Origin of the sequence: Collinsella aerofaciens (assembly GCF_040926265.1) — a bacterium.
Lineage (GTDB): Bacteria > Actinomycetota > Coriobacteriia > Coriobacteriales > Coriobacteriaceae > Collinsella > Collinsella aerofaciens_BB.
Genome location: NZ_JBCOIL010000021.1, coordinates 24,524 through 48,288, shown reverse-complemented (window position 1 = coordinate 48,288; position 23,765 = coordinate 24,524). Strand labels below are relative to the sequence as shown.

Genomic DNA, 23,765 nt, shown 5'->3' with positions numbered 1-23,765 from the left:
CGATTGGGACAGGCAGGCCTTCGAGGCCGAGCGCAAAATGGATTCTAAAAAACACCTTGCCAAATAGGAGCGTCAGGTGACGATGGCGGTGCCGACGAGCACTTTGCGCTCGGGGGCGCGGCGCAGCAGGGCGGCGTTGGCAAACGGCACGATCACGACCGTCAGGCTCTGCAAAAAGCCGGCAGTGGAGGCAGAGGTGAGGCTGGAGCCCAGGCACATGCAGGTGAGTTCGGTTGCCATAATGGCGCCGATGATGGCGGCGCGGACCATAAGGTCGCGGTTGATGCGGAACGCGCGCTTGTGGAAGAGTAACAGACAGGCCACAAAGGCGATGATACAGCGCAGCGCAACGATGCTCGTGGCGTTCATGCTGTCCATGCCGATCTTCATGAGAGGGTACGAAAAGCCCCATGCGACGGGAACGGAAAATGAGAGCGCGATTGCTTTTTTGCGATCCATGGGACTCCTTTTGTTACAGAACGGTTTCGTACAAAGGATTCTGCTCCCAGATGTGGATGTAGTAAAGCGAATGTATCTTCAGTATGATTAAGAAATGCTAAAGTAGGCGCGAAAAGCGCTGACAAAACGTTTTACGGCTGCATTGATGTGGAGGCACGATGACATCGCGGTATCAGATTGTTTGTATGGTGGTCGACCGCGGCAGTCTTAAGGGCGCGGCGGACGAGCTGGGCTATACGCAAAGTGCGGTGAGCCAGGCCGTCAAAGCGCTCGAGCGCGAGCTGGGTACCACGCTTATCGAGCGCGGAAAGCAGGGCGTTACGCTTACGCGCGATGGCAAGCAGTATCTGCCGTATCTGCGACAGATCGTAACTGCCGAGGCTGAGCTTGAGGGCAAGCGCCAGGAGCTGCTGGGGCTTTCGTCGACCGATATTCGCATTGCGACGTTTACCAACGTGAGCCGTACCGTGTTGCCGCGCGTGATTCGCGACTTTGGAGCCCTGCACCCGGGCGTGCACTTTACCCTCAAGCAGGGCGATTACACGCGCAACGCCCAGTGGGTGCACGATGGCGTGGTCGATTTTTGCTTTACGGCACGCGGGTTTACCGCGGGGCTCGAGAAGCGCGTGGTCTATCACGACGAGTTGGTGGCATTGCTGCCGGCCGCGCATCCACTGACGGCAAAGGAAAAGGTGACACTCGCCGACCTGGCGTCCGAGCCGTTTGTGCTGCTGGATGAGGGCGAACAGAGCCTGGTGCTCGATGCATTTGCTGCGCATGGCCTGTCGCCGCATGTGACGAGTGAGGTGACCGACGACTACACCATCATGGCGATGGTGGAGGAGGGCCTAGGCGTGAGCATGCTATATCGCCGTACCGTTGAGGGCATGCGAGCCGATATTCGCGTGCGGCCCATCGTGCACGCCCCCTCGCGCGACGTAGTGGCAGCCTGGCGCAGTTGGGACACCATGCCTATCGCCACGAGGCGCTTTATCGACTACATGAGCTCACATATTGTCAATTAATGACTGGCGTGGCGTTGAGTGCGGTGTTTAGCGGGCTGTCGCTTTGGCTTGGGTGGCGCGATAGGTGCGTGCCGGGTGGCAGAGCAATACCGCTACGACCATAAAGAACGCCGTGGTGCCCAGGCTGATGGGGTAGACCATCATGATGTTCGCAAAGGTGCGGAAGTGCGGGAACACGCAGAACACCCAGTAGAAGCGGATGCCGCAGACGCAGATCATGGTGATGAGGGCGGGCGTGAGCGAGATACCAAAGCCGCGCAGGTAGCCCGACATGTTTTCGTAGAACATGCTAAAGGCGTACGCCGGGAAGATCGAACATACGCGGATATAGCCGATCGAGACGATGTTGGGATCGCTGTTGAACAGCGACAAGATCTCGCGCCCCAGGCCAACAATAACGATAATCGTGGTGAGCGCGACGATACCGCCTTCGACTAGGCAGACCTTGAGCGTCTTGGTGCAACGGTCGATCTGGCGGGCACCGTGGTTTTGTCCCACAAAGGTGGTGCAAGCCTGACTAAAGCTGTTGAGCAGGTTGTAGCACACGTACTCCAGGCTCATGGCGGCGCTCGATGCCGCCATGACCTCGGTGCCCAGGCTGTTGATGGCGGACTGGATGATGATGTTGGCGACGGCAAAGACAGCGCTTTGGATGCCGGCGGGCAGGCCGATCTTAACGATGCGCTTGAGGGCGACGGGGTCGATAGCCAGGTCGCGCGGGGTGACGCGGACGACGGAGTCGGTCTTGAGCAGGCGAATAAAGAGCGTAGCGGCGCTGACGGTGTAGGCGATGGCGGTGGCGATGGCGACGCCCGCGACGCCCCAGTGGAGTACGGGGACAAAGATGAGGTCCAGGCCAATGTTGAGGACGGTGGACACGGCAAGCGCCTGCAGCGGCATGCGGGTGATGCCGACGGAGCGGAAAATCGCGGCCTCAAAGTTGTAGAGCAAAATCGAGGGCATGCTGAGCAAAAAGACACGTAGGTAGAGTGAAGCGAGCGGCATGGTCTCGGCGGGAACGTTGAGCGCGGCGAGCATGGGCTCGGCAAAGACCTCGCCCAGGGCGATGACGACAAAGCCCACGAGCGCCATTAAAATCGAGGTATGGACGGCGCGTTTGACCATGTTCTGATCGTTGCGGCCGATGGCGTTGGCGATGACCACGTTGGAGCCAAGCGACATGCCAATAAACAGGTTGAGCATAAGACTGGTAAGCGGAACATTGGAGCCGACCGCTGCCATGGCGAGGGTTCCCTGGTCGCCCGAGAAGTTACCGATGATGACCGTGGCGATGAGGTTCGACAGCTGCTCCAAGATGCTCGTGGCGGCCACGGGGAAGGCGAACAGGGGGATATTGCGCCACAGCGAGCCGGTGGTCATGTCAATGTGCTTAGATACGGTGTCAGCCATATGCTCTCAATCTCTAATATGCTCTTTCGTGCTTATTTGCGCAGATGATGATACTCCTAATGCAACCAGTCGGCACGTAGGGACGTTCCTTTTCTGCCGGCAGCTGGGGACACTCCTTATCTCTTCTAACTAGTCATTCAAGAACGTCCCCAATGACTAGGTGGGGAAGGCGTGCGACAATGGTGGGCGTTGTGTTGTTCGCGCTAAGGAGTTGCCATGTTGTTGTGTCCCGTTTGCCATGAACCGTTGGTGGACGATGGGCGTGGGGCCGCATGCGCGGGCGGACACCGGTTTGACCGTGCGCGCGAGGGTTATCTATATCTACTGCGCTCGTCCAAGAGCGGCGACTCCATGGGCGATCCCAAGTCGCAGGCGCGCAGCCGTCGTGACTTTTTGAACCGTGGATACTACGCGCCGTTGCGCGATGCGATGGTCGAGCTGGTGCGCAAGCAGGTGTCTGGGCGCGCCACGTCTGCGAACGGCCCCATGACGCTGCTCGATATTTGCTGTGGCGAGGGCTATTACACCAGTGCCATGGGCGCGGTGCCGGGCGTAGATGCTTACGGTTTTGACCTGGGCAAGGAGATGGTGCGCCTGGCCGCCAAGCGCGGCGATGCGACCTACTTCGTGGCCAACATGAAGGACATCCCCGTGGCCGATGGCGCCTTCGATATGGTGACCGAGCTCTTTGCCCCCTTTAACGAGCGCGAGTTTGCCCGCGTGCTGGCGCCGGAGGGTTCGCTCTACACCGTGGTGCCGGGTGCTCGTCACCTCTTTGGGCTCAAGGAGGTACTCTACGACACGCCGTACCTTAACGATGAGAAGCTGCCACAAACAACGGAGCTCAAGCAGGTTGGAACGCAGCGGGTGTCCGCGAATATTACGCTTCAGACCCAGGCCGATATCGAGGCGGTGTTCCAGATGACGCCGTACTACTATCGCACGCGCCCTGCCGACAAAGAGCGCCTGGCAAACCTGGACACGCTCCAAACCGATATCGACTTCATCATCGCCGAGTACCGCCACAGCTAACAACCAGCCAAAAAAGGGACAGGTTTATTTTGGTGGGTTTTATCTAGGCAAACGTAAAGGGCCGACCGCGTTGCTACGCGATCGGCCCTTTTTATTGGCGTATATACCAGAGTCGCTGAGCGATTGACACGGATGCGGTTTAGCTCAAACGGTCCATGCCCTCTTTCTTGACGCGGTTGGCGAGTACAAAGTAGATAATGCTGACGATCAGGCCGGTAAAATCGGGGATGCTTGAGCCGGTCCCACCCAAGAGGGGCAGGGAGAGAAGCAGACTGATGACCGAACATGCTAGGCAGACGATGGACCAAATCCAGACAACGCCAGCCTTGGCGGGATTATTTGCCGCGCGGATGCCAAAGACGGCGGTCACAATTTCGACGACGCCCAATACGATGACGACGATGCAAGAAACGATCATGGCACCCGTGATATCGCCTGCCGCGCTGCCCGCAAAGAGCGCTGTAGCACCCATGCCTGCGCTTAGAATGCCGACGACAAAGAAGAAGAACGATAGGATTTTGAGTAATTTGCAGGCGTTGCTCATGGCTGGTCCTTTCGATACGAGTACGCCAACCTGGCGCACCCCATGTGCTGCACATATGGTGAAGCACATTGTAGTTCAACGCGGCGATGCATGTGCCTGAAAGCGCTTTGAGCCCGCGCAGCCCAACCCCAACCTTTCAAAAAAGAAAGCTGGGCGTAAGTCAAATCGATGGCAGCGTATGCGCGGCGCTGCGATGATGGGGCCATGGTAAGAGCTGGACCGAAGGAGAAGCCATGATGTACGGAGCAGGGCAAGTGTGTGAGCCGCGGTCGTTGGGAAGGCGCATGAGTGATTCCGTGATCGCTGCCGTGTGCACGGGATTGATGGCGGTGCTTTGCATTGGGATGCTGTGGGCCATGTCGCATGTGGGACAATAGCGGACGGTGGGGTGCCGACACAAACGGCGCTCACGTATTCGTTTTGCTTGCTAAGGAGTACCCATGGGCGTAGTCGATCCCTTTTCTGTTGCTCGGGCCGCGGGGCTTGAGCTGGCCGGGAAGTCCGAGGGACTCACGCTCACCGACGGCACGATGGAGCTGCGCGCCGATTTCACCCGCATGCATCCGCGGCTCAAGCAGGGCCGTTTGCAGCAAGAGCTGCTGGTAAAGGCTGCGCGCGCAAAAGGCGTCGAGTGCCCATGGGCGATTGATGCCACGGCAGGCTTTGGCGAGGATTCGCTGCTGTTGGCGGCCGCGGGCTTTACCGTCGATCTGTATGAGCAGGATTGCGTGATCGCGGCACTCCTCAAGGATGCTTTGGATCGCGCGGCAGATGATCCGGCGCTTGCGACAGCCGTGGCGCGCATGCGCTTACATGCGGGCGAGGACAGTATTACCGGCCTTCGCCATACAGCTGAGCTGATCGGGCAGGGTGAGCTCGCGGCTCCCGACGTGGTGTATCTGGACCCCATGTTTCCCGAGCGTACTAAAAGTGCGGCGGTCAAAAAGAAGTTCCAGCTCCTACATCATCTGGAACAGCCGTGCGCCGATGAGGAGACGCTGGTCGAAGCTGCGCTTGCGGTGCATCCGCGCAAGGTGGTTATCAAGCGACCGGTGAAGGGGCCGCTGCTTGCCGGCGTTAAGCCGAGCTATCAACTTGCGGGCAAGGCAGTTCGTTACGATGTTTTAGTGCCGTCGCGCCCGTAACTTGCGTGCGATTACCGGCGCTTCGCTAGCGCCGTGCCGATGCGGCGTCTATTTCCATGGGTGCGACGTCAGGTGCCATCCACCGCAGTATTCGCATTTGTAGCAGGCCAAACCACGCCGCCCGCGGTTTTCGCAGTCGGCCATAACTGCCTCGGCCTCGGCGCGCGTGTCGTAACGGTTTTTGCGCTCGCACGACTTGTAGCGCCAAGTCTCATCGCGCTCGGCGTCCAAGGCGTCGCGACGCTCGTCCTCGCGCGCAAACAGGTCGCTCATATCGCCGCCGGTGGCAGCGCCCAAAAACTCGCTTTTGGCCTTTGACCAGGCGGCTCGCTTTTTGCTTCCCATCTGCTTCGCGCCCCTCTTCAAACGCTGGTATCATTGCTCAATCAAAGTGATACCAATAAACGTGAGGCCGCCGCGTGATGATCAGAAAAACCCTCGATACCGACATTCCCGCCGTCATGGCTATCTACGACGCTGCCCGCGCCTTTATGCGCGCGCATGGCAACGCCACGCAATGGCCCGAGGGCACGCCTTCTGCCGAGCAACTGGCTGCCGATATCGCCGCCGGTGGTAGCTATGTGTGCGAAGTCGACGGCCGCGTGGTGGCGACGTTTGCCTTTTTACCGGGCCCGGACGAGTGCTATGACGTAATTGAGGATGGTCAATGGCGCAGCGACACTCCGTACGCCGTGCTGCACCGTGTGGCATCCGATGGCGCCGTACACGGTATCGCGGCCGCGATGTTTGCCTTTGCCAAAGAGCGTGCCGATCACCTGCGTATCGACACGCATCAGGACAACCTGCCCATGCAGGGTGCGAGCCTCAAGGCCGGGTTTGAGCGCGCCGGCGTCGTGTATGTGTCGGACGGTACGCCGCGTGTTGCGTTCGACTGGCTGCGCGAGGCATAAGAGCGAGGGTTCGTGTCAGCAATGCGCGCGAACGAAAATGGCCTCGGGTGGGGCCATTTTCGTTCGCTGTGCTGTTTTGCAAGCCGGCTTTCGCAAGGCGCGAACCTACGAAAATCGCCGCACGGCAACGCGGGGCGATGAGCTCGGTCGGGGGATAGGGCCCGCTTCGCCCGCCGGCCCGTAAATTGTATCATCCAGTGTGGAACGAGGACGCCCGTTGCCGCGTGCGATGGGCTTGCAATAAGAGGAGAGCCATGTCGAAGCAGGCAGTCGTTGGAATCTTGGCGCATGTCGATGCCGGCAAGACCACGTTGGCCGAGGCCATGCTATTCAACGCGGGTCGCATTCGCAAGCGCGGCCGCGTGGACGATGGCGATTCGCATCTGGATACGAACGAGATTGAGCGCGAGCGCGGCATTACGATTTTCTCGTCGCAGGCTGTGCTCGACCATGGCGATACCCACGTCATGCTCGTGGATGCACCAGGGCATGTCGATTTTTCTGCCGAGGCGGAGCGTACATTGCGCGCACTCGACTACGCGATTTTAGTTGTGGGCGCCAACGATGGCGTACAGGGGCACACCGAAACCCTGTGGCGCCTGCTCGCGCGCTATGAGATCCCGACGTTCATCTATATCAACAAAATCGATTTGGAGAATCCCGGCCGCGATATTTTGCTGGCACAGCTTGGGCAGCGTCTTTCCGAAGGCTGCCTGGATGCCAACGAACTGCTGGCGGGCGGCTCCGTTCAGGAGGACGCTGCTGCGTTGGACGAAGCGGCTCTCGAGGAGTTTCTTGAGGCGGGTGAGCTTTCCGCCGCGACGCTGTCGCGCATGGTTGCCGAGCGCAAGCTCTTTCCTCGCTTTGCCGGATCGGCGCTCAAGGACCAAGGCGTGGACGAACTGCTGGATGGCATATGCGTGCTGATGCGCGAACAGGCATGGCACCCGGAGTTTGCCGCGCGCGTCTATCGTGTCAGCCGCGGGAATCGCGGTGAGCGCTTGGCATGGGTTAAAGTGACCGGCGGCACGCTGCATGCCAAGCAGATGATTGGCGGACGTTCCGGTGCTGAGGCATGGGAGCAAAAGATCGACCAGGTGCGCATCTATAACGGCGAGAAGTATGAGCTTGCCCAAGAAGTTGCTGCTGGCGGTATTTGTGCCGTGACGGGCCTTGCGCACGTTCGCCCAGGGGATGCCTTGGGCGCGGAGCCCGTGGGCGATGCGCCTGTCATCGCTCCGGTCCTCACCTATACGGTGCTGCCGAACGAGCACGATGTCCATACGGTGTTCCAAGCGCTGGCTGAGCTTGCCGACGAGGACCCCATGCTCGGCGTAAGCTGGAACACGCATCTTGAACAAATACATCTGCAGCTCATGGGAGCGGTGCAGCTCGAGGTCGTACAGCGCGTGCTTGCCGATCGTTTTGGCTTTACGGTCGAGTTTGAGCCCGGCGGCATTCTCTATAAGGAGACTATTTCGCAGCCGGTCGAGGGCGTGGGCCACTTTGAGCCGCTGCGCCACTATGCCGAGGTGCATCTGCGCCTGGAGCCGCTGCCAGCGGGTTCGGGCGTGCAATTTGGTACCGTGACCTCGACCGATGAGCTCGATCTTAACTGGCAGCGTTTGGCACTCACCAATGCCATGGAGCGCGACCACCTGGGCGTGCTGACCGGCTCGCCCATCACCGATGTGCGCATTACGCTCACGGGCGGCCGTGCACATGCCAAACACACCGAGGGCGGCGACTTTCGCCAGGCCACGTACCGCGCGATTCGCCAGGGTTTGATGCAGGCGCGCGAGGCCGGCGCGGCGGTGCTGTTGGAGCCGTGGTATCGCTTTGAGCTCGAGGTGCCGGGGGAGTGCGTGGGTCGGGCGCTCTCGGATGCCACGCGCATGGGTGCCGAGTACGAGCCGCCGACGATGACGGGGGACCGGGCAAAGCTTGTGGGTCGCGTGCCGGCATCTGAGGTGCAGGATTACGCGCTGGAGGTGGCTGCCTACACGAGTGGTCGTGGGCATCTGTATCTAGAGTTCGCCGGCTATGCGGCTTGCCATGATGCCGAGCGCGTCATCGAGGCGGCCGCCTATGAGCCCGAGGCCGATCTGCCCAACACGCCCGACTCGGTCTTTTGCTCTCACGGCGCCGGCTACACCGTCAAGTGGTACGACGTCCCCGCCGCAGCGCACGTAAAGGTCGATCCCGCCACCTTCCGCTCCTGGCGAGCAGCAGGCGCCGAGTTTTTCGGCCACATGTGACAAAGGGACAGCTCCTTTGTCATATGCTATTGGTATAACTCGGTATAAGTTGGTATAACTATTACCAGGGTTTGCCAATCCGAGGAGGCCGACATGAATCCAAATCCCTTTAAGCCCACGGCTGGCAAGCGGCCTCCGATACTCATCGGCCGCGAGTCGGTCATCGAAGATTTCGAGGAAGGACTCGATAACGGCGCCGGAGCACCGGGTAGGCTCATGCTCATTACGGGAAACCGCGGCTGTGGCAAGACGGTTCTCCTACGGGAGCTGCAACGTCTAGCCAATGAGCGCGGATGGGCGGTTGTCTCCGATTCCGCTTCGCTTGGCTTATGCGACCGCTTGGCCGACGCGCTTCGCTCGAATAAGCCCGTTGTGACGTCAATGGAGTTCGGTCCGTCGTTTGGCCGGATGTCGGTCGAGGCGGCGCGGGCAAAGGGCGAAACGTTGCGAGGGCTGGTCAACGAGCGCCTCAAGAAGCTCGGTCCAGGCAAGGGCATACTGTTTGCGATTGACGAGGCACAATCGGCGTCTATCGAGGAACTGGCGGCTCTTGCCGTTCTCTATCAGCAGGTGCTCGGAGATCAGGATGCTACGGGCTTGCCCGATAGCGAGCAGCGCGGCCTTGCGCTGGTGTTCGCCGGCTTACCCAGTATGGTTGACGATCTGCTCGAAGAGCCGAGCGTAACGTTTTTACGGCGTGCCCAGCAGCGTACGCTGGGGGCGATATCCTTGCCCAAGGTGCGCGATTCGTATATCCAGACGGTCAAGGACGCTGGTCTTTACGTGGACGCGGGGACGGCGGACCTTGCGGCGCGGAAGAGCATGGGGCATCCCTATATGGTTCAGCTGGCGGGATATTACATGTGGCGCTCTGCCGTCCGGCGTGGCTCGCAGGTCATCGAAAGGTGCGATGTCGAGGCTGGCCATACGGATGCCGTCTCCGAGTTCTACGAAGCGGTCGACGCGCCCCTGTATTACGGGCTGCGCAGTCCACAGCGCCTCTTTATCGAGGCCATGGCGGTTGACGAGGGCAAACCGACGCGCATGGCGGATATCATTGAGCGCTGCGATCGCACCCAGAGCTGGGCGAGTAAATATCGCGCAAGCCTGATTCGCGAGCGCGTCATCGGGGCTGCCGGATACGGTCTCGTCCGGTTTACCGTGCCCATGCTGGGCGAGTACATCCGCGATCGAGTTTTATGGCATGAGTAGGGTGATAAAGGTGACGGAACAGAAGATGAGCCCGCAGGCTATCGAGGTGCGTGGCGCGCGCGTGCACAACCTCAAAGACATCGATATCGATATTCCACTGGGAAGGCTTGTGGGCATTGCCGGCGTGTCGGGCTCGGGCAAGAGTTCGCTGGCGCTGGGGGTTCTTTATGCCGAGGGCTCGCGTCGCTATCTTGAGGCGCTCAGCACCTATACCCGCCGTCGTCTGACGCAGGCCGAACACGCCCAGGTGGACGAGGTGCTGCACGTGCCGGCGGCGCTCGCATTGCATCAGCGCCCCAGCGTGCCGGGCGTGCGCTCGACCTTTGGTACCATGACCGAGCTCAACAACAGCCTGCGTCTGCTCTTTAGCCGTTGCGCCCATCACGTGTGCCCGCATTGCGGGGCGCGTGTGGAGCCGAGCCTTAACGTAGCTGCGGGCCTGTCGCTCACGTGTCCGACATGCGGCCGCGAGTTCTACGCGCCGAGTGCCGAGGATTTGGCTTTCAATAGCGGCGGCGCATGCCCCACCTGTGGCGGCACCGGTGTCATGCGCGAGGTGGACGAGGCGAGCCTGGTGCCAGATGAGTCAAAGACCATCAACGAGGGCGCAGTCCTTCCCTGGGGCACGCTCATGTGGGATCTGATGAAGCAGGTGGCAGGTGAGATGGGCGTACGCACCGACGTGCCGTTTAGCCAACTCACACCTCAAGAGCGCGATATCGTGTTCCACGGCCCGGCGGTTAAGAAGCACATTCTCTACGTCCCCAAAAACGGTGAGGGCGCCACGCCACTCGACTTTACCTATTACAACGCCGTCTATACCGTTGAGAATGCGCTCGCCAAGGTTAAGGACGACAAGGGCCTCAAACGCGTTGCGCGCTTTTTGCGCGAGGGACCATGCCGTGACTGCGCCGGCACGCGTCTCTCCGAGGCTGCGCGCCAGCCCCAGGTGCGCGGTATCAATCTGGCTCAGGCTGCGGCCATGACGCTTGGTGATGCGATCGAGTGGGTGCGCGGGGTGCCCGCATCCTTGCCGGCCGAGATGCGGCCCATGGCGACGGATATCTGCGATTCGTTTTTGAGCACGGCTCGTCGTCTGGTCGACCTGGGTCTCGATTACCTTTCGCTCGATCGCGCCGGTGCCACGCTCTCCACGGGTGAGCGCCAGCGCGTGCTACTCGCCCGCGTGGTGCGCAACCGATCGACAGGCGTGCTCTATGTGCTGGACGAGCCCTCAATTGGCTTGCATCCTGCCAATGTCGACGGCTTGGTGGGACCTGGTGGATGACGGCAATACCGTGGTTGTTGTCGACCACGATACACGTGTGCTGGCGGAGGCTGATTATCTGGTCGAGATGGGCCCCGTTGCCGGAGCAGGCGGCGGCAACGTAATCGCCGCTGGTACGGTAGACGAGGTCGAGCAATCGCAGGACAGCCGTATCGCGCCGTTTTTGCGCGCCGAGCCCAAGCGCTTGCGTCCGCAGGTGACTGACGACGAAATGTTCGACCAGGGCCATATCCGCATGGCGACCGATACCATCCATACCGTCAAGCCGCTCGAAGTCGATATTCCGCGCGGTCGCTTGGTCGCGGTTACGGGTGTTTCGGGTTCGGGCAAGACGACGTTGGTGCTCGAGACGCTCATCCCGGCGCTTAAGGCGCAGGCAGCTGGCGAGCGCTTGCCACGCCACGTGCGCTGGATCGATGCCGAGGGCATTGCGCGTGCCAACCTGATTGACGCCACGCCCATCGGTGCCAACGTGCGCTCGACGGTGGCAACCTATGCCGACATCCATGATGAGCTGCGCCGCGCCTTCGCCCGTACGCCCGAGGCCAAGGCAGCCGGCTACAAGGCGGGCGCCTTTAGCTACAATACCGGCGCCTTGCGCTGCCCTACGTGTGATGGCACGGGCTCGATATCGCTCGACGTGCAGTTTTTGCCCGATGTCGAAATCGTCTGCCCGGCATGTCACGGCTCACGTTATGCAGACGCGGCTTCGCATATCCATCGCGAGGGCAAGGACGGGAGTCTGCTTACGTTGCCGCAGCTCATGGACATGAGTGTGGACGAGGCCATCGACGCCACGGTGGGGCTCAAGAAAGTTCAGACGCGCTTGCATACCTTGCACGACCTTGGCTTGGGCTATCTCACGCTCGGTGAGCCCACGCCGGCGCTTTCGGGCGGCGAGGCTCAGCGTCTTAAGCTTGCGAGCGAGATGGGTCGCGTGCAGGATGATGCCGTGTTTGTGTTTGACGAGCCCACGATCGGACTACATCCGCTCGATGTCCAGGTGTTGCTGAGTGTGTTCGACGGCCTTGTTGCCAAGGGCGCCACGGTTATCGTGATCGAACACGACCTCGACCTTATCCGTAACGCCGATTACGTGATCGACATGGGCCCGGGCGGTGGCGATGCAGGCGGGCAAATCGTCTGCGCCGGCACGCCAGACGACATCGCAGCCTGCTCTGCAAGCATCACTGGCCGCTACCTATAACCGAATGTGACAAAGGGACAGTTCCTTTGTCACATTGACTTCTATTTCACGCATTGAGCGGCGAGATAGTCGCGGAAGAATGGCAATTCAAAAGCGACGATTCCGCGCCCGCGTTCTCCAATGATGCCGGCATCTATCATGCGGCGTCGGTAGCGGGAGACCTGCTGCGGCGAACGCTTAAGGCGTTCGACAAGGTCAGCGGTGGTGGACTCTTCCTCGTCATCGAGCATGGCGATGAGGAATCGCTTGTCCTCTGCAGTGAGTTCTCGATAGGTTGCCGCGAGGATTCGGTCGTCCATCTCGTCGCGCGCGATTTTGATTCCCAGGTCAAAGTCGCGTGACGAGATTTCCCTCGAATCGCTTGTGAGATCCCAGGCACGATAGCCTACGAGTTGCAATAGGAAGGGAAAACCAGAGATCGAGCGAACGGCTCTATCGATTCCCTCAGCATCTGCCAGGCGATCGTTTTCCTGAATTGTGCGAATCAAGGCCTCGCGCACGTCATAGTCGGCAATGCGACCCAGATGATATTGTTGGGCGCGGCGAAGGAACGAGACCGTCTTGTGGTTCAGTAGCGTCGATACGTTGTTGGGAAGTCCCGCCATGAGCAGCGCGACGCGTTTCCCATCGGTCACAAAGTGCTGATACGTCGCTGCGAGCTGAATCATCTCGTCGAGTGTCGGGTCTACCTCGTCAACCGTGACGAGCAGACCGGTGCCCGCCTCGTTGAGCTGGTCGATGATGTCGCTCATGCGATAACGCCAGGTTGAGGCATCGTGAACGCGATTGACCTCGATGCTGCCGATCGGTGCAATTCCGAGACCGGTGACTTCGAAGTTGTTAGACGGGCCGATAAGATGGCCGGCAGCACGTTTCGCCCCGAACTCGATTTCCTCAAGCATTCCCGGGAGCGCGGTTGTCTTTACGGCAATCCAGCCGTGGGATTCTGCCCTTGTCGCAAGCGACGACATGAGAGCGGTTTTACCGGTTCCACGTGCGCCCGAGAAGATCGATGTCAATTCTGGGCGCCTGCGCTGGCTCAAGAAGGCACGGTCCAAATCCCGAATAATCTGCTGTCTGCCAGCGAGATGGGCAGGAACCTCACCAAAACTGGGGGTAAACGGGTTCTCGAGATATTTCACAAGGCTCTCCTTTCACACCGCCGTTTAACTTCATTTTACTTTAGTTAATTCTGATTAAAAGTGAGGGCTCTTTATCTAGAGCATCAATTAGGCGCGTACGCCATCGGCGCGGCACTGGAATGTGACAAAGGAACAGTTCCTTTGTCACATTCCCGGAAAGCCTGTTTGGCGCAGGGCTTCGTAGAGGACGATGGCGGCGCTGTTGGAGAGGTTGAGTGCGCTGATGCGGTAGTCGTCCGGGTTGACGAAGTTGCCGCAGATGTCTTGTTGAAGGATGGCCTCGTGGCCGTCCTCGGTATGCCCCAGCGATTCCTCGTGAGCTTCCCAAGTCTCGGCGTTATCGAGCGAGTCGCAATCGCGCAGCATCGGGATGCGCTCGCAGCGCGCGGGCGCCGCGGCGAGCAGTGACTCGGGAATGCCCGAGCTCTCGCTGCCAAAGACCAAGTAGTCGCCATCGCGGTAGGTACTCTGCGCATAGGTGCGGCGTGCCTTTTTGGTCAGCAGATGCAGGCGACCATCGGCAGGGGAGAGGCCGTTGCGCGCAAGAAAATCCTCCCAGCCAGCATAGGTCGTCACGTCCAAGTTTTGCCAGTAGCCCAGGCCGGCGCGGCGTACCGTCTTGTCGTCGAGCGAAAAGCCCAACGGCTCCACCAGATGCAGGCGGGCGCCGGTGACAACGCAGGTACGGCCGATATTGCCCGTATTGGCCGGAATCTCGGGCGCATACAGCACGATGTTGAACATGAATCTCCTTGGCTCAAAACGAAAAACCACCACGAAGGGAACAGGCACCTTCGTGGTGGTTTGGCGGTTACGCAGGCGGAAAATCCGCTTCAATACACCTAGGCGCGGTGCCAGTCGGTCAGGCAGGCGTCGAGGGCGGCGATGAGCGCGTCCTTGTCCATGTGACGGCCGATGATGCACAGGATCGTCATGCGGTCGCCCGTCTCGTCGTCCCAAATCTGCATGATTTCGGGGTTCTCGTCGATGATCTTCTGCTTCTCGCCCTCGGGCGCCGAGTCAACGAACAGGCCGTTCTCCATCAGGCGCATCTGGTGGCCGGCCTGCTCAAACATGTAGCACATGTCCGGATCGCCGGTCTGCCACAGCGGACCCTTGACGCGGATGACCTCGTCGGGCCACTCCTGCTCAACAAAATTGGTGAACTTCTGCAGGTCAAACGGCTTGCGGCGCGAGTACACAAAGGTCTCGATGTCGTACTCGAGCACCTCGGGGTCGTCGTGCTCCTCGGGATGCTCCATGGCCTCGATCCAGGCGGCGGAGTTGTAGGCGCGCATAAAGTCGAAGCGGTCAGTATCGAGCAGCTCCTCCATGGGGACCTCGCCGTTTTGGGCCTCGACGATCACGGCGTCTTTCTGCAGGCTGCGCACGATGGCCTTGAGCTCGGCGATCTGCTCAGGGCTCACGGTATCGGTCTTGTTGAGGATCAGCGTGGAGCAAAACTCGATTTGCTGGATGAGCAGGCTCTCGATGTCGTCCTCGTCGATATCCTCAGCCAGCAGGTCGCGGCCGCCGTTGAACTCGTCGTACATGCGGGCGCAGTCGACCACGGCCACGATGTTGTCGAGCGCGAGCTTGGGCTCGCCGCCCACCTTGGCCTCGTCGCAGAAGCTCGAGATGGTGTAGGCGATGGGGATAGGCTCGCAAATGCCCGAAGCCTCGATGATGATGTAGTCGAAGTTGCCCGAATCGGCGATGCCCTGCAGCTGGTTAGCAAGGTCGTCCGAAAGCGTGCAGCAGATGCAGCCGTTGGTGAGCGGGATGAGGTCGTCGGTCTCGGAAAGGCCGCCGTCGGCGATAAGGCTGGCGTCGACGTTGATCTCGCCGATATCGTTGACGATCACGGCGGCGCGGATGCCGCCGTCGTTAGCGAGGATGTGGTTGAGCAGCGTGGTCTTGCCGGCACCGAGGTATCCGGTAAGCATGATGATCTTCACGGGTTTGTTGGGCATGTGCCCTCCTTTGTTAGACATGGCTTACAGTTGAATCATATGCCAAACGCCTGCTCTTATACCCACGCGCCGGCAAATAACACAGGCTACTCCCAGGCTCCCCATACATCGGGGCAATAACCGACGGTGGCCTTTTTGCCGTTGCGCACGATGGGCTCGGCCAAGACCTGCTGGTTCTCGAGCAGCTTGTCGAAGCGCTGGCTAGGGGTGAGGTGCTGGATGAGCGCGAGCGTCTCCTCGTCCTTAGCCTTGGGGTTGAGCAGCTTGTCGATGCCGCCGACCGCCTGCATCACGCTCGTGAGCTCGCCCTTGCTCATCTCCTTTTCCTTAAGGTCGATAAACTGCACCTTAATGCGGCGCTCCTTAAAATAACGCTGAGCCTTCTTGGTATCGAAAGACTTTTTGGTGCCAAAAATTTGCACGTTCATGTATTTGTTCCGCCGTTCTACCTGATGAAGTTGGTGCGCTCGCGATCGGCTTCGGGGGCTTCGATGCCGGCGGCCTGTCCTGCCTCGATACAATGCAGGAGCCAGGCCATGTTCTTGCCGATGTTGCGCATGGTGGCCAGGCCCTCGGCGTCTTGGGCGGCCTCGCCCGGCATGGCGCCAAACACGTTGTTCCAGTACGTGGAAGCAACCACGGGCATCTGGTTGATGGTGAAGTACTTATTGAGCACGTCGAAGGTGGTCGACGTGCCGCCGCGACGGGCAACGGCGACGGCAGCGCCCGGCTTGTGTGCAAAGGCTTTGCTGCCGGCATAGAAGGCGCGATCGAGGGCCGAAAGGATGCGTCCGCTGGGGTGCGCATAGTAGACGGGCGAGCCAAAGACAAAACCATCTGCCTGCTCGGCGGCAGCGATCAGCTCGTTCACCACGTCATCGTCAAAGGTGCAGCGGCAATCGAGCTTGCCGCACTGACCACAGCCAATGCAGTCGCGAATGGGCTTGGTGCCCAGCTGAAACACCTCGGTATCAATGCCTTCGGCATTGAGTTGCTCGGCGACCTCGGCGAGTGCGCGGGCGGTGTTGCCGTTTGCCTTGGGGCTGCCATTGACCAAAAGAACCTTCATCACAAACTCCCTCTGCTGTCGGTGACTTCTGCAGAGGATTATCGCACGATGGGGGAGGCGGTGTGGGCGCGGTGCTAATCCAGTTTGGTGCCTGGCACCTGCACGGCTTTCCCGAGCAACGCTTTGAGCTCGTTCAAAATGGAAACGGGCTGACGGTCGACGCCGTCCAGATGGAGCGTGGCCACGCGAATGGGTGGCTGATATTCAAATGGGCCAAAGAGCACGGGCGAACCCAGGAACCGCTCGATTTCCTCTGCAATCGCATCGGTTTCTTCGGGATCAAAGTCGTCGAAAAGAGCCACGAACATCGGCCCCGTCGAGCGGAACATACGACCCTTACCGCGCGAGCATTCCACCAGACAGGCGGCACATTCTGCCAAAACGCGGTCGCCCGCATCAAAGCCAAAGCGGGCATTGACCTGAGCGATATCGTCGATTTTGATGGCGATCAAACCAGCCTTGCGCGCCACGCGACGCATTTCGCCAATGGCGTTGACCAGGGCGTGAATATCGCCCAAGCCGGTCACGGAATCGGTCGTATCTGCCAAGCTTCGGTTGATGATAATGCCCACATACATGCCGGGCTCGGTATCGGTGCCGTCCAAGCGGTAGCCCGTGCAGTCGCAAAGCACGTATTTTCCGGTGGCATCCATTACGCGATACTGCATGTAGTGGAAGTGCCACGTGCCGTTTATCACCATGTCGAGCTCGGCACGTACGTTGTCGCGGTCCTCGGGATGAACGCGGGCGAGCCACATGTCGAGTGAGTTAAAAGGGTGCTGGGAGGGCAGGTCAAAATCGCGCACGGCGTTAACCGACCATTGCGATTCTCCCGTATCGAGATTGAGGATAAACGGATAGCGCGTCTCGGAGCTCATGGAGATCGCTTGGAACACCCGGTCGTTGCAGGGAAGCTGATCGACGATTGGGCGTTGCGGCGCGTCATCGTCTTTCGGTTGCTGCACACGATGCATAAGCTTATAGCGATACATTTTGCGATCGGCATCCATCGTCATCTGGCGACGCGTGTCGCCAGCAAGTGGATCGACGCGCGAGCAGCCAAAGCTAAAGCTGCCGATCATGGGCGCCTTGCCACCTGAGCTCGCCTCGATCAGCCCGGCACGTACCTGCTCCAAGCGCTGCTCGAGTTCGGTCTCGTTTGCGGAGAGCGAGATAAGCACAAACTCGTCTCCACCGATACGGAACAGCATCTCATCGTGCTCCATGGTTTCGGAGAGCGTGCGGCAGATGCCCAGAATATAGCGATTGCCTTCGGCGTGGCCAAACCTATCATTGCAATGCTTGAGATGGTCGATGTCAATATAGGCGCAGGTGAAGGGATCGCCTTTGCGCCAGAGTTGCTCGACGTGACGGTCGAATCCGTTGCGGTTGCCCAAGTTGGTGAGCGGATCGATATGGGCGTTGCGCTCAAGCAGCTGGCGCTCTTGTTGCAGGATGGCATGCGTCTTTTGCAGTTGCTCACCAACGGCGCGTAGCTCAGCAGGCAGCGCGGCAACATCGAGTTCGGCGGTCGAGACGCCGTTCGCAAGTCGCTGAAGATAGGCAATAATCGGTTGCTCGCCCAGGCGATACGACTCGTTCATGATGGATAACCTCCTTGGGCGGAACAACGGTTTGTATCATATCCCCAATTCGGTTTGAATTGGGGATATAAGTTAGCTAATGGAGACAAATATCCCCTTCGACGGTGGCGTTTTGCGCGCGAGCGTATCAGTTGTTATTGCCGCCATCGAGCAATGCCTCAAAATTCTTCGCCGGCATGGGGCGGTAGTAGAGGAAGCCCTGAGCGTAGCGGGCGCCCATTTGTCGTAGCATGTTCGCCTGCTCATTTGTCTCGACGCCTTCAACCACGACGGGCAGATGGAGCGACTGCGCCATTTCGAGCATCGATGAAATGATTTGCGTGCTGCGGCCTTGATCGCGGTCGGTGGGCACAATCTGCCAAATGTGCTTGTCGAGCGTCACCATAAAGCCGCTTTCCTCGAGTGCGGGGATATGGGTGCACATGCTGTGGGCGGCTATTATTCGACAGGCGGTAGCGCGACGATGCGATGTTCGATGAAAATGCGACTGAGACGATATATGTTGACGGGTATACTTGTTCCGTTTGAATTTGTGGGGACGGAGATGGTCGTATGGCACAGTCAAATACGACGCGCACGGTGGGGCTGGCACTCGAGGGAGGCGGCTACCGCGGTATGTATACGGCGGGCGTGCTCGACGTTTGGATGGAGCACGGCTTAACTTGCGACCATATGGTGGGTGTCTCGGCGGGCGCGGCGTTTGGCTATAACTTTAAATCGCGCCAGATCGGCCGCGCCATTCGCTACAACAAGGCCTATTGTGCCGACAAGCGCTACGCAAGCGTGACCAGCTGGCTGCGAACCGGCGATATGTTCAATGCCGACTTTGCCTATCACGAGGTGCCCATCGAGCGCGACCCCATCGACTTGGAGACATATCGCGCCTGCCCCATGCGGTTTACGTGCGTGTGTACCGATATCGAGACGGGCAAGGCCGTCTATCACGATCTGCCGTATGGCGACGAGCGCGATATCGAGTGGATCCGGGCGTCGTCGGCAATTCCCGTGGCGACGCGTCCCGTTGCTATTGACGGGCATAAGTATCTGGATGGTGGCGTGGCTGATTCTATTCCCAGCGCATGGCTGTTTGCGCAGGGGTATGACCGCAATATCGTGGTACTCACGCAGCCGGCGGGCTTTGTGAAGCAGCCCAACAGCGTGATGCCCATGCTGCGGCGCGCGTTCCGTCACTATCCGGAGTTTGTCGCAGCGCTCGAGCATCGGCATGAGGTCTACAATGCCACGCTCGATGACCTGGCACGTCGCGAGGCCGCCGGCGAAATCTTTGTGGTGCGGCCGAGCGAATCGGTGAAGGTGCCGTCGCTGTGTCGCGAGCCCGATGAACTTGAGCGCATCTACCAGATTGGTCGCCGCGATGCGGAGGCGACCTTGCCGGCACTGGAGGCATATCTGGCAGGGTAGAGGCTGCTGCCGCCATCTCGGCGGAAAGCGCATCCCGGAATGGAGATCCAAACTGGGATGCGTTTTCCATTGCTGAAGTTATGGGGTCGCGGAGCAACTGCTCGGCCTATGCCTATGCCTGCTGCCAGGTGTCTACGAGCTCCTTGGCCGCGGCGTAGGGGTCATCGGCGCTGCAGACGGCACTCACCACAAAGAAGCCGTCGACGCCGGTGGTCTTGAGCTGCGGCAGGTCGGCCGTCTTGACGCCGCCGCCCACCACGATGGGCACGGGGCTTGCCGCGTGGAGTGCGGCCAGGTCCTCAAAGCTCTTGGTGATGATAGAGCCGTCGGCCGCGCGTCCGCAGTCGCGCTTGGTCTCGGTCTCGTGGAGTGGGCCGATGCCCAGGTAGTCGACTAGGCTCATGTCGGCGGTCTTGACGTACTCGAGCATCTCCTCGCAACGGGCCGAAAGGCCCACGATGGCGTCGGGACCCAAAAGTTTGCGGCAGACCTGGACGGGAATATCGCTTTGGCCCACGTGCACGCCGTCGACAGCAATACCCTGCTCGCGTGCGGCAAGCACACAGTCCAGACGGTCGTCGATCAGCAAGGCGACCTGACCGGTCTTGCCGGCCTGAGCGATTGCCTGCGCGGCGTCGCCGGTCAGCGCAATGATCTCGCGGGCGCTTGCCACCTTGGAGCGCACCTGGATGCAGGTAAAGCCGGCATCGAGTGCCTGGGCCACCACATCGCCCACGGGGCGCCCGAGCGTGTTTTCGGGGCCGAGTACCAGATAGGCCGAGATATCAAGGTTGTCGCGGATGCTCATCGTGCTTCCTCCTGCTTTTTGATCTGTGCTTCCATGCGCTCGAGTTTGCCGGTCATGGTGTCGGTAAATCCGGGTCGAATATCGGCTTTGAGCACGACTTCGGTGCGGATGCCCTTGCTCGCCAACACAAAGGTTGCGTCGCGCACGACCTGCATGACCTCGTCCCAGTCGCCCTCGATTTCGGTGAACATCGAGGTGGTGCGGTTGGGAAGGCCGCTCTCGCGAATGACGCGCACGACCTCGGCGACCTCGGCGGATAGCTCATCGCCGGTGCCGCATGGGGCGATGGCCACAGCGACGAGCGTGTTCATGCCGGCATTGGTTGCGGGCTCGGACATGGCTTATGCCTCCTCGAGCTCGAGTGGGTTATCGGCGATGTCCTGGGCGCTCGCGCGGTAGAGCTCGTCGATAAAGGCGACCTTAAAGCTCGCCGGGGCATCGGCGACGGCGGCAGCACGCGTGCCAGCGACGTTGTAGACGGCGGTACCGCAGACGGCTGCCGTAAACGGATCGGCGGCGCAGGCATACACGGCCAGCACGCCGCCCTGCGAGCAGCCGCAGCCGGTGATCTTGGACATGAGCGGGCTGCCGCCGTGGGACTTGGCCACGGTCGTGCCGTCGGTGATCAGGTCGACTTCGCCCGAGACGACTACGGCGCCACCGGTGTAGCGGGCGAGCGCCACCGCGGCATTGCGGGCGGCGTCTACCGTGTCGGTGGTATCGACACCGCGTACGCGGCTCAGATCGGCCGCCTCGCCCTCAAGACCCCATAGGCCGGCGAGCGCGATAATCTCGGAGGCGTTGCCGCGCACGATGGCGGGCTTATACTGCTTGAGCTCGCTTACCAACTGGGTGCGCAGGCTACCGATGCCCAGGCCCACCGGATCGAGCACCCAGGGCTTGTCGGCGTCGTGTGCCGCCTTCGCCGCGCGGGGAATCGTCTGCTCGTAGATGGGGAAGAGCGTGCCCATGTTGAGATAGATGGCGCCGCCGCCGGCAACGAGCGCCTCGCCCTCGTCGGGCAGATAGACCATGGCGGCCGATCCGCCCACGGCGAGCTGCGCGTTGGCGACAAAGTCGATCGTCACCGTGTTGGTGATGGAGCCTGCCATCGGATTGGTGGCGCGAATCTCCTCCACGGCCTTGACCACATTTTGCTTAAGCTGTTCCGAATCAATCACTGCACATGCCTCCTTGGCATAGAAAAGGGGCGCTGTGCATAGACAGCGCCCCTGTAAAGGCGGCATGCTCCCTACGCCAGCATTAACTGACAGGTTCAAAGGATTGGGCCCCATGCCCTCTCAGCCTTGTGGTTTGCACCGCCGGCACTCCCGCATCGAATCTGTTGTTCCCTATACTAGCGCACCGTTACAATGGTTGCGGTGAAAATGACTGGGGGACTCTATGATCAAACTTGTGCTGACCGATATGGACGATACGCTGATTCCAGCCGGGCATGACGGCGCCAGCGACTACGCCATTGAGGGTATTCATGCCATGCAGGCGGCGGGTCTGCACTTTGGGCCGGTTTCGGGTCGTCAGCCGTCCGCGATGGGCTGGATGTTCAAAAACCGTTCCGAGTGTTTTTCGACCGGTGCGTTCTGTAACGGCCAGGTGATGTTTGTCGACGGCGAAGTAGTCGCTTCGCGCGCAATCGACAACGATGCTCTGATACGTTTGGCTGACTATCTGGAGCAAGAAACCGACGATACATTTCTAAAAGTCTACAGCCTGGGTGACGACTTTTGGGATAACGATGCCTACTGCGTGACGAGCGATCCCGAGCGCGTTCGTCGCGCCATGGAGTCGGGCGGTAATGCGTGGCTCAAAGGCGAAGAGGCCCCGTGCCGTCCTGTTGTCGATGGCGCGCCGGTGTTTAAGGCGAATATCTGGAGTGCCCGTTCGCGTGAGGAGCTCGCGGAGCTACGCGAGCGCGTTGCCGTTGAGGTACCGGAACTTTCGCTTGTGTTTCCCAACAACCGAGTGCGCCTGTTCGACATCCTTCCGGATGGTTGGGACAAGGGCTGCGCTGCGCTGGAGCTGGCGCGCGCCTTGGGCCTGACGCCCGACGAGGTGGCTGTATTTGGCGATTCCGATAACGATCTGCCCATGATCGATGCCGTTCCCAACTCCGTTGCAGTCGCCAATGCCAACGAGGCCGTCACGGCTGCCGCGCGCTGGCATATCGGCGCCGCGGCAGATGATGCGGTCGCCGGGGCTTTGCATCAGATTGCCGCCTGCGCCGCGACGGGGGAGATGCCGCCGTTTATGCGCCTGCCGGGTACTGCCGACGCGAATCTCGCGAACAGCTAAGGAGACAGCCATGAAGCTCCAGCAGCTCAGATATGTCGTCAAAGTTGCCGAATGCGGCAGCATTACCGAGGCCTCGCGCCGGCTCTTTGTATCGCAGCCTTCGATTACCGCGTCGATCCGCGATCTCGAAAACGAGATGGGCGTGCATATCTTTGAGCGCACCAACAAGGGCGTCATTGTGTCCGAGGAAGGCGAGACCTTCTTGGGCTACGCGCGTCAGGTACTCGACCAGGCCGACCTGCTCGAGGGCAAGTACAAGGGCGCATCCGAGCAGGTGCCGCACTTTAGTGTGAGTTGCCAGCATTATTCCTTTGCCGTTAACGCGTTTGTTGACGTGATCCGCGAGTTCGATGCCGCGCGTTACGACTTCACCCTGCGCGAGGAGCAGACTCACGAGATTATCGAGGATGTCGCGCATATGAAAAGCGAGCTCGGCATCCTGTATCTGTCGGAGCACAATCGCGAGGTCATCGAGCGCATGCTGGTGGCCAACGAGCTCGTGTTCGAAGGACTCTTCTGCGCCGCGCCGCATGTCTTCGTGTGCGCCGACCATCCGCTGGCGGGTCGCTCGAGTGTGACGCTCGAGGACTTGGAAGACTACCCATTCCTGTCCTATGAGCAGGGCAGCTATAACTCGTTTTATTATTCTGAGGAGCTGACCTCGACCTTTGAGCGCCGCAAGAATATCCGCGTGCGCGACCGTGCGACGCTGTTCAACCTGGCTATGGGCCTTAACGGTTACACGGTGTGTTCGGGCGTGATCAGCCATGAACTTAACGGCCCCGGTATTATCTCGATTCCGCTCGATGTGGACGAATACATGGAGATTGGCATTATCACGCGCAAAAATACGACGCTCACGCGCTACGGTCGGGCCTATATCGACGCGATTCGTCAGCATATCTAGGCTGCTGTGCTCCGCACAGTTCAAGTCTCTTTATGG

25 protein-coding genes and 1 riboswitch are annotated in these 23,765 nt (G+C 60.1%); of the genes, 11 read left to right on the top strand and 14 right to left on the bottom strand.

The genetic code is table 11. From position 1 onward, the window contains the following. Positions 1-72 precede the first annotated feature (72 nt). Complete coding sequence (locus AB5767_RS07300) at positions 73-459, bottom strand: EamA family transporter (RefSeq protein ID WP_368131832.1); 387 nt, start codon at positions 457-459, stop codon at positions 73-75. A gap of 158 nt (positions 460-617) precedes the next feature. On the opposite strand from AB5767_RS07300, the gene AB5767_RS07295 reads away from it, so the two are divergent. Further along, positions 618-1,484 (top strand): LysR family transcriptional regulator, encoded by an 867-nt coding sequence (locus AB5767_RS07295; protein WP_070097540.1) that lies wholly within the window; start codon positions 618-620, stop codon positions 1,482-1,484. A gap of 27 nt (positions 1,485-1,511) precedes the next feature. Here AB5767_RS07295 and AB5767_RS07290 read toward each other — a convergent pair whose 3' ends face one another. Continuing rightward, positions 1,512-2,894, bottom strand: coding sequence for an MATE family efflux transporter (locus tag AB5767_RS07290; protein ID WP_217107643.1), 1,383 nt, complete (start codon positions 2,892-2,894; stop codon positions 1,512-1,514). A 216-nt stretch (positions 2,895-3,110) separates the two neighbouring features. Here AB5767_RS07290 and AB5767_RS07285 point away from each other — a divergent pair, with 216 nt between their 5' ends. Beyond that, the gene (locus AB5767_RS07285; RefSeq protein WP_368131833.1) at positions 3,111-3,926 is read left to right on the top strand and encodes a putative RNA methyltransferase; all 816 of its coding nucleotides are present in this window, start codon (positions 3,111-3,113) and stop codon (positions 3,924-3,926) included. A gap of 139 nt (positions 3,927-4,065) precedes the next feature. On the opposite strand, the gene AB5767_RS07280 is transcribed toward AB5767_RS07285, so the two are convergent. Next, positions 4,066-4,470 carry a hypothetical protein gene (locus AB5767_RS07280; RefSeq protein ID WP_055310004.1) on the bottom strand — a complete coding sequence of 135 codons (405 nt, stop codon included), beginning with the start codon at positions 4,468-4,470 and terminating at the stop codon, positions 4,066-4,068. A 440-nt stretch (positions 4,471-4,910) separates the two neighbouring features. Between AB5767_RS07280 and AB5767_RS07275 the strand changes: the two genes are divergently transcribed. Continuing rightward, a complete protein-coding gene (locus AB5767_RS07275; protein ID WP_368131834.1) occupies positions 4,911-5,615 on the top strand; it encodes a class I SAM-dependent methyltransferase in 705 nt (234 codons plus the stop codon). Between the two features lie 48 nt (positions 5,616-5,663). Here the strand turns inward: AB5767_RS07275 and AB5767_RS07270 are convergent, their stop codons facing one another. Beyond that, positions 5,664-5,960 carry a hypothetical protein gene (locus AB5767_RS07270; RefSeq protein WP_368131835.1) on the bottom strand — a complete coding sequence of 99 codons (297 nt, stop codon included), beginning with the start codon at positions 5,958-5,960 and terminating at the stop codon, positions 5,664-5,666. A 77-nt stretch (positions 5,961-6,037) separates the two neighbouring features. On the opposite strand from AB5767_RS07270, the gene AB5767_RS07265 reads away from it, so the two are divergent. From AB5767_RS07265 to AB5767_RS07245, 5 genes are all read left to right on the top strand, one after another. After that, positions 6,038-6,526 carry a GNAT family N-acetyltransferase gene (locus AB5767_RS07265; RefSeq protein WP_368131836.1) on the top strand — a complete coding sequence of 163 codons (489 nt, stop codon included), beginning with the start codon at positions 6,038-6,040 and terminating at the stop codon, positions 6,524-6,526. Between the two features lie 254 nt (positions 6,527-6,780). After that, entirely contained in the window at positions 6,781-8,784 is a 2,004-nt protein-coding gene (locus AB5767_RS07260) for a GTP-binding protein (RefSeq protein WP_368131837.1), read from the top strand. Positions 8,785-8,877: 93 nt separating this feature from the next. Beyond that, a complete protein-coding gene (locus AB5767_RS07255) occupies positions 8,878-9,996 on the top strand; it encodes a DUF8462 domain-containing protein (RefSeq protein ID WP_368131838.1) in 1,119 nt (372 codons plus the stop codon). Between the two features lie 10 nt (positions 9,997-10,006). Continuing rightward, entirely contained in the window at positions 10,007-11,284 is a 1,278-nt protein-coding gene (locus AB5767_RS07250; RefSeq protein WP_368131839.1) for an excinuclease ABC subunit UvrA, read from the top strand. Continuing rightward, entirely contained in the window at positions 11,235-12,491 is a 1,257-nt protein-coding gene (locus AB5767_RS07245; RefSeq protein ID WP_368137017.1) for an excinuclease ABC subunit UvrA, read from the top strand. The genes AB5767_RS07250 and AB5767_RS07245 overlap by 50 nt, the downstream gene beginning before the upstream one ends. A gap of 41 nt (positions 12,492-12,532) precedes the next feature. Here AB5767_RS07245 and AB5767_RS07240 read toward each other — a convergent pair whose 3' ends face one another. The 7 genes from AB5767_RS07240 to AB5767_RS07210 all read right to left on the bottom strand — a co-directional run bounded on the left by AB5767_RS07240 (position 12,533) and on the right by AB5767_RS07210 (position 18,664). Next, the gene (locus tag AB5767_RS07240) at positions 12,533-13,633 is read right to left on the bottom strand and encodes a DUF8462 domain-containing protein (RefSeq protein ID WP_368131841.1); all 1,101 of its coding nucleotides are present in this window, start codon (positions 13,631-13,633) and stop codon (positions 12,533-12,535) included. Between the two features lie 144 nt (positions 13,634-13,777). Beyond that, positions 13,778-14,377: a tRNA (cytidine(34)-2'-O)-methyltransferase gene (locus tag AB5767_RS07235; protein WP_368131842.1), complete on the bottom strand. Its 600-nt coding sequence runs from the start codon at positions 14,375-14,377 to the stop codon at positions 13,778-13,780. Positions 14,378-14,475: 98 nt separating this feature from the next. Further along, positions 14,476-15,606: a GTP-binding protein gene (locus AB5767_RS07230; RefSeq protein ID WP_368131843.1), complete on the bottom strand. Its 1,131-nt coding sequence runs from the start codon at positions 15,604-15,606 to the stop codon at positions 14,476-14,478. Positions 15,607-15,692: 86 nt separating this feature from the next. After that, on the bottom strand, positions 15,693-16,034 hold the full coding sequence (locus AB5767_RS07225) for an arsenate reductase family protein (RefSeq protein ID WP_055252194.1): 342 nt from the start codon (positions 16,032-16,034) through the stop codon (positions 15,693-15,695). 17 nt (positions 16,035-16,051) lie between these two features. Continuing rightward, the gene (locus tag AB5767_RS07220) at positions 16,052-16,675 is read right to left on the bottom strand and encodes a flavodoxin family protein (RefSeq protein ID WP_195544244.1); all 624 of its coding nucleotides are present in this window, start codon (positions 16,673-16,675) and stop codon (positions 16,052-16,054) included. A gap of 74 nt (positions 16,676-16,749) precedes the next feature. Then, positions 16,750-18,279: a diguanylate cyclase domain-containing protein gene (locus AB5767_RS07215; RefSeq protein WP_368131844.1), complete on the bottom strand. Its 1,530-nt coding sequence runs from the start codon at positions 18,277-18,279 to the stop codon at positions 16,750-16,752. A 127-nt stretch (positions 18,280-18,406) separates the two neighbouring features. After that, complete coding sequence (locus AB5767_RS07210; protein ID WP_368131845.1) at positions 18,407-18,664, bottom strand: EAL domain-containing protein; 258 nt, start codon at positions 18,662-18,664, stop codon at positions 18,407-18,409. 167 nt (positions 18,665-18,831) lie between these two features. Between AB5767_RS07210 and AB5767_RS07205 the strand changes: the two genes are divergently transcribed. Continuing rightward, a complete protein-coding gene (locus AB5767_RS07205) occupies positions 18,832-19,701 on the top strand; it encodes a patatin-like phospholipase family protein (protein WP_368131846.1) in 870 nt (289 codons plus the stop codon). 112 nt (positions 19,702-19,813) lie between these two features. Here the strand turns inward: AB5767_RS07205 and AB5767_RS07200 are convergent, their stop codons facing one another. Genes AB5767_RS07200 through thiM form a run of 3 tightly spaced genes read right to left on the bottom strand, consistent with a single transcriptional unit; the run spans position 19,814 to position 21,690 of the window. Further along, positions 19,814-20,509 (bottom strand): thiamine phosphate synthase, encoded by a 696-nt coding sequence (locus tag AB5767_RS07200; RefSeq protein ID WP_368131847.1) that lies wholly within the window; start codon positions 20,507-20,509, stop codon positions 19,814-19,816. Further along, complete coding sequence (locus AB5767_RS07195; protein WP_225093307.1) at positions 20,506-20,847, bottom strand: thiamine-binding protein; 342 nt, start codon at positions 20,845-20,847, stop codon at positions 20,506-20,508. The genes AB5767_RS07200 and AB5767_RS07195 overlap by 4 nt, the downstream gene beginning before the upstream one ends. 3 nt (positions 20,848-20,850) lie before the next feature. After that, positions 20,851-21,690, bottom strand: coding sequence for a hydroxyethylthiazole kinase (thiM, locus tag AB5767_RS07190; RefSeq protein ID WP_368131848.1), 840 nt, complete (start codon positions 21,688-21,690; stop codon positions 20,851-20,853). 51 nt (positions 21,691-21,741) lie between these two features. Continuing rightward, positions 21,742-21,852: riboswitch (TPP riboswitch) on the bottom strand. Positions 21,853-21,913: 61 nt separating this feature from the next. Here thiM and AB5767_RS07185 point away from each other — a divergent pair. Together AB5767_RS07185 and AB5767_RS07180 are read left to right on the top strand one after the other, a co-directional pair. Further along, positions 21,914-22,822 (top strand): HAD-IIB family hydrolase, encoded by a 909-nt coding sequence (locus AB5767_RS07185; RefSeq protein WP_368131849.1) that lies wholly within the window; start codon positions 21,914-21,916, stop codon positions 22,820-22,822. A 10-nt stretch (positions 22,823-22,832) separates the two neighbouring features. After that, on the top strand, positions 22,833-23,729 hold the full coding sequence (locus AB5767_RS07180) for a LysR family transcriptional regulator (RefSeq protein WP_368131850.1): 897 nt from the start codon (positions 22,833-22,835) through the stop codon (positions 23,727-23,729). Positions 23,730-23,765: the final 36 nt, after the last annotated feature.

What these genes read in the sequence shown, in the direction of transcription:
- AB5767_RS07230 (WP_368131843.1), bottom strand. Translation starts at nt 15,606, where the DNA reads ATGCCCAACAAACCCGTGAAGATCATCATGCTTACCGGATACCTCGGT.
- AB5767_RS07200 (WP_368131847.1), bottom strand. Translation starts at nt 20,509, where the DNA reads ATGAGCATCCGCGACAACCTTGATATCTCGGCCTATCTGGTACTCGGC.
- AB5767_RS07220 (WP_195544244.1), bottom strand. Translation starts at nt 16,675, where the DNA reads ATGAAGGTTCTTTTGGTCAATGGCAGCCCCAAGGCAAACGGCAACACC.
- AB5767_RS07205 (WP_368131846.1), top strand. Translation starts at nt 18,832, where the DNA reads ATGGCACAGTCAAATACGACGCGCACGGTGGGGCTGGCACTCGAGGGA.
- AB5767_RS07210 (WP_368131845.1), bottom strand. Translation starts at nt 18,664, where the DNA reads ATGGTGACGCTCGACAAGCACATTTGGCAGATTGTGCCCACCGACCGC.
- AB5767_RS07285 (WP_368131833.1), top strand. Translation starts at nt 3,111, where the DNA reads ATGTTGTTGTGTCCCGTTTGCCATGAACCGTTGGTGGACGATGGGCGT.
- AB5767_RS07180 (WP_368131850.1), top strand. Translation starts at nt 22,833, where the DNA reads ATGAAGCTCCAGCAGCTCAGATATGTCGTCAAAGTTGCCGAATGCGGC.
- AB5767_RS07265 (WP_368131836.1), top strand. Translation starts at nt 6,038, where the DNA reads ATGATCAGAAAAACCCTCGATACCGACATTCCCGCCGTCATGGCTATC.
- AB5767_RS07215 (WP_368131844.1), bottom strand. Translation starts at nt 18,279, where the DNA reads ATGAACGAGTCGTATCGCCTGGGCGAGCAACCGATTATTGCCTATCTT.
- AB5767_RS07295 (WP_070097540.1), top strand. Translation starts at nt 618, where the DNA reads ATGACATCGCGGTATCAGATTGTTTGTATGGTGGTCGACCGCGGCAGT.
- AB5767_RS07280 (WP_055310004.1), bottom strand. Translation starts at nt 4,470, where the DNA reads ATGAGCAACGCCTGCAAATTACTCAAAATCCTATCGTTCTTCTTCTTT.
- AB5767_RS07225 (WP_055252194.1), bottom strand. Translation starts at nt 16,034, where the DNA reads ATGAACGTGCAAATTTTTGGCACCAAAAAGTCTTTCGATACCAAGAAG.
- AB5767_RS07235 (WP_368131842.1), bottom strand. Translation starts at nt 14,377, where the DNA reads ATGTTCAACATCGTGCTGTATGCGCCCGAGATTCCGGCCAATACGGGC.
- AB5767_RS07270 (WP_368131835.1), bottom strand. Translation starts at nt 5,960, where the DNA reads ATGGGAAGCAAAAAGCGAGCCGCCTGGTCAAAGGCCAAAAGCGAGTTT.
- AB5767_RS07300 (WP_368131832.1), bottom strand. Translation starts at nt 459, where the DNA reads ATGGATCGCAAAAAAGCAATCGCGCTCTCATTTTCCGTTCCCGTCGCA.
- AB5767_RS07185 (WP_368131849.1), top strand. Translation starts at nt 21,914, where the DNA reads ATGATCAAACTTGTGCTGACCGATATGGACGATACGCTGATTCCAGCC.
- AB5767_RS07260 (WP_368131837.1), top strand. Translation starts at nt 6,781, where the DNA reads ATGTCGAAGCAGGCAGTCGTTGGAATCTTGGCGCATGTCGATGCCGGC.
- AB5767_RS07255 (WP_368131838.1), top strand. Translation starts at nt 8,878, where the DNA reads ATGAATCCAAATCCCTTTAAGCCCACGGCTGGCAAGCGGCCTCCGATA.
- AB5767_RS07290 (WP_217107643.1), bottom strand. Translation starts at nt 2,894, where the DNA reads ATGGCTGACACCGTATCTAAGCACATTGACATGACCACCGGCTCGCTG.
- AB5767_RS07275 (WP_368131834.1), top strand. Translation starts at nt 4,911, where the DNA reads ATGGGCGTAGTCGATCCCTTTTCTGTTGCTCGGGCCGCGGGGCTTGAG.
- AB5767_RS07195 (WP_225093307.1), bottom strand. Translation starts at nt 20,847, where the DNA reads ATGTCCGAGCCCGCAACCAATGCCGGCATGAACACGCTCGTCGCTGTG.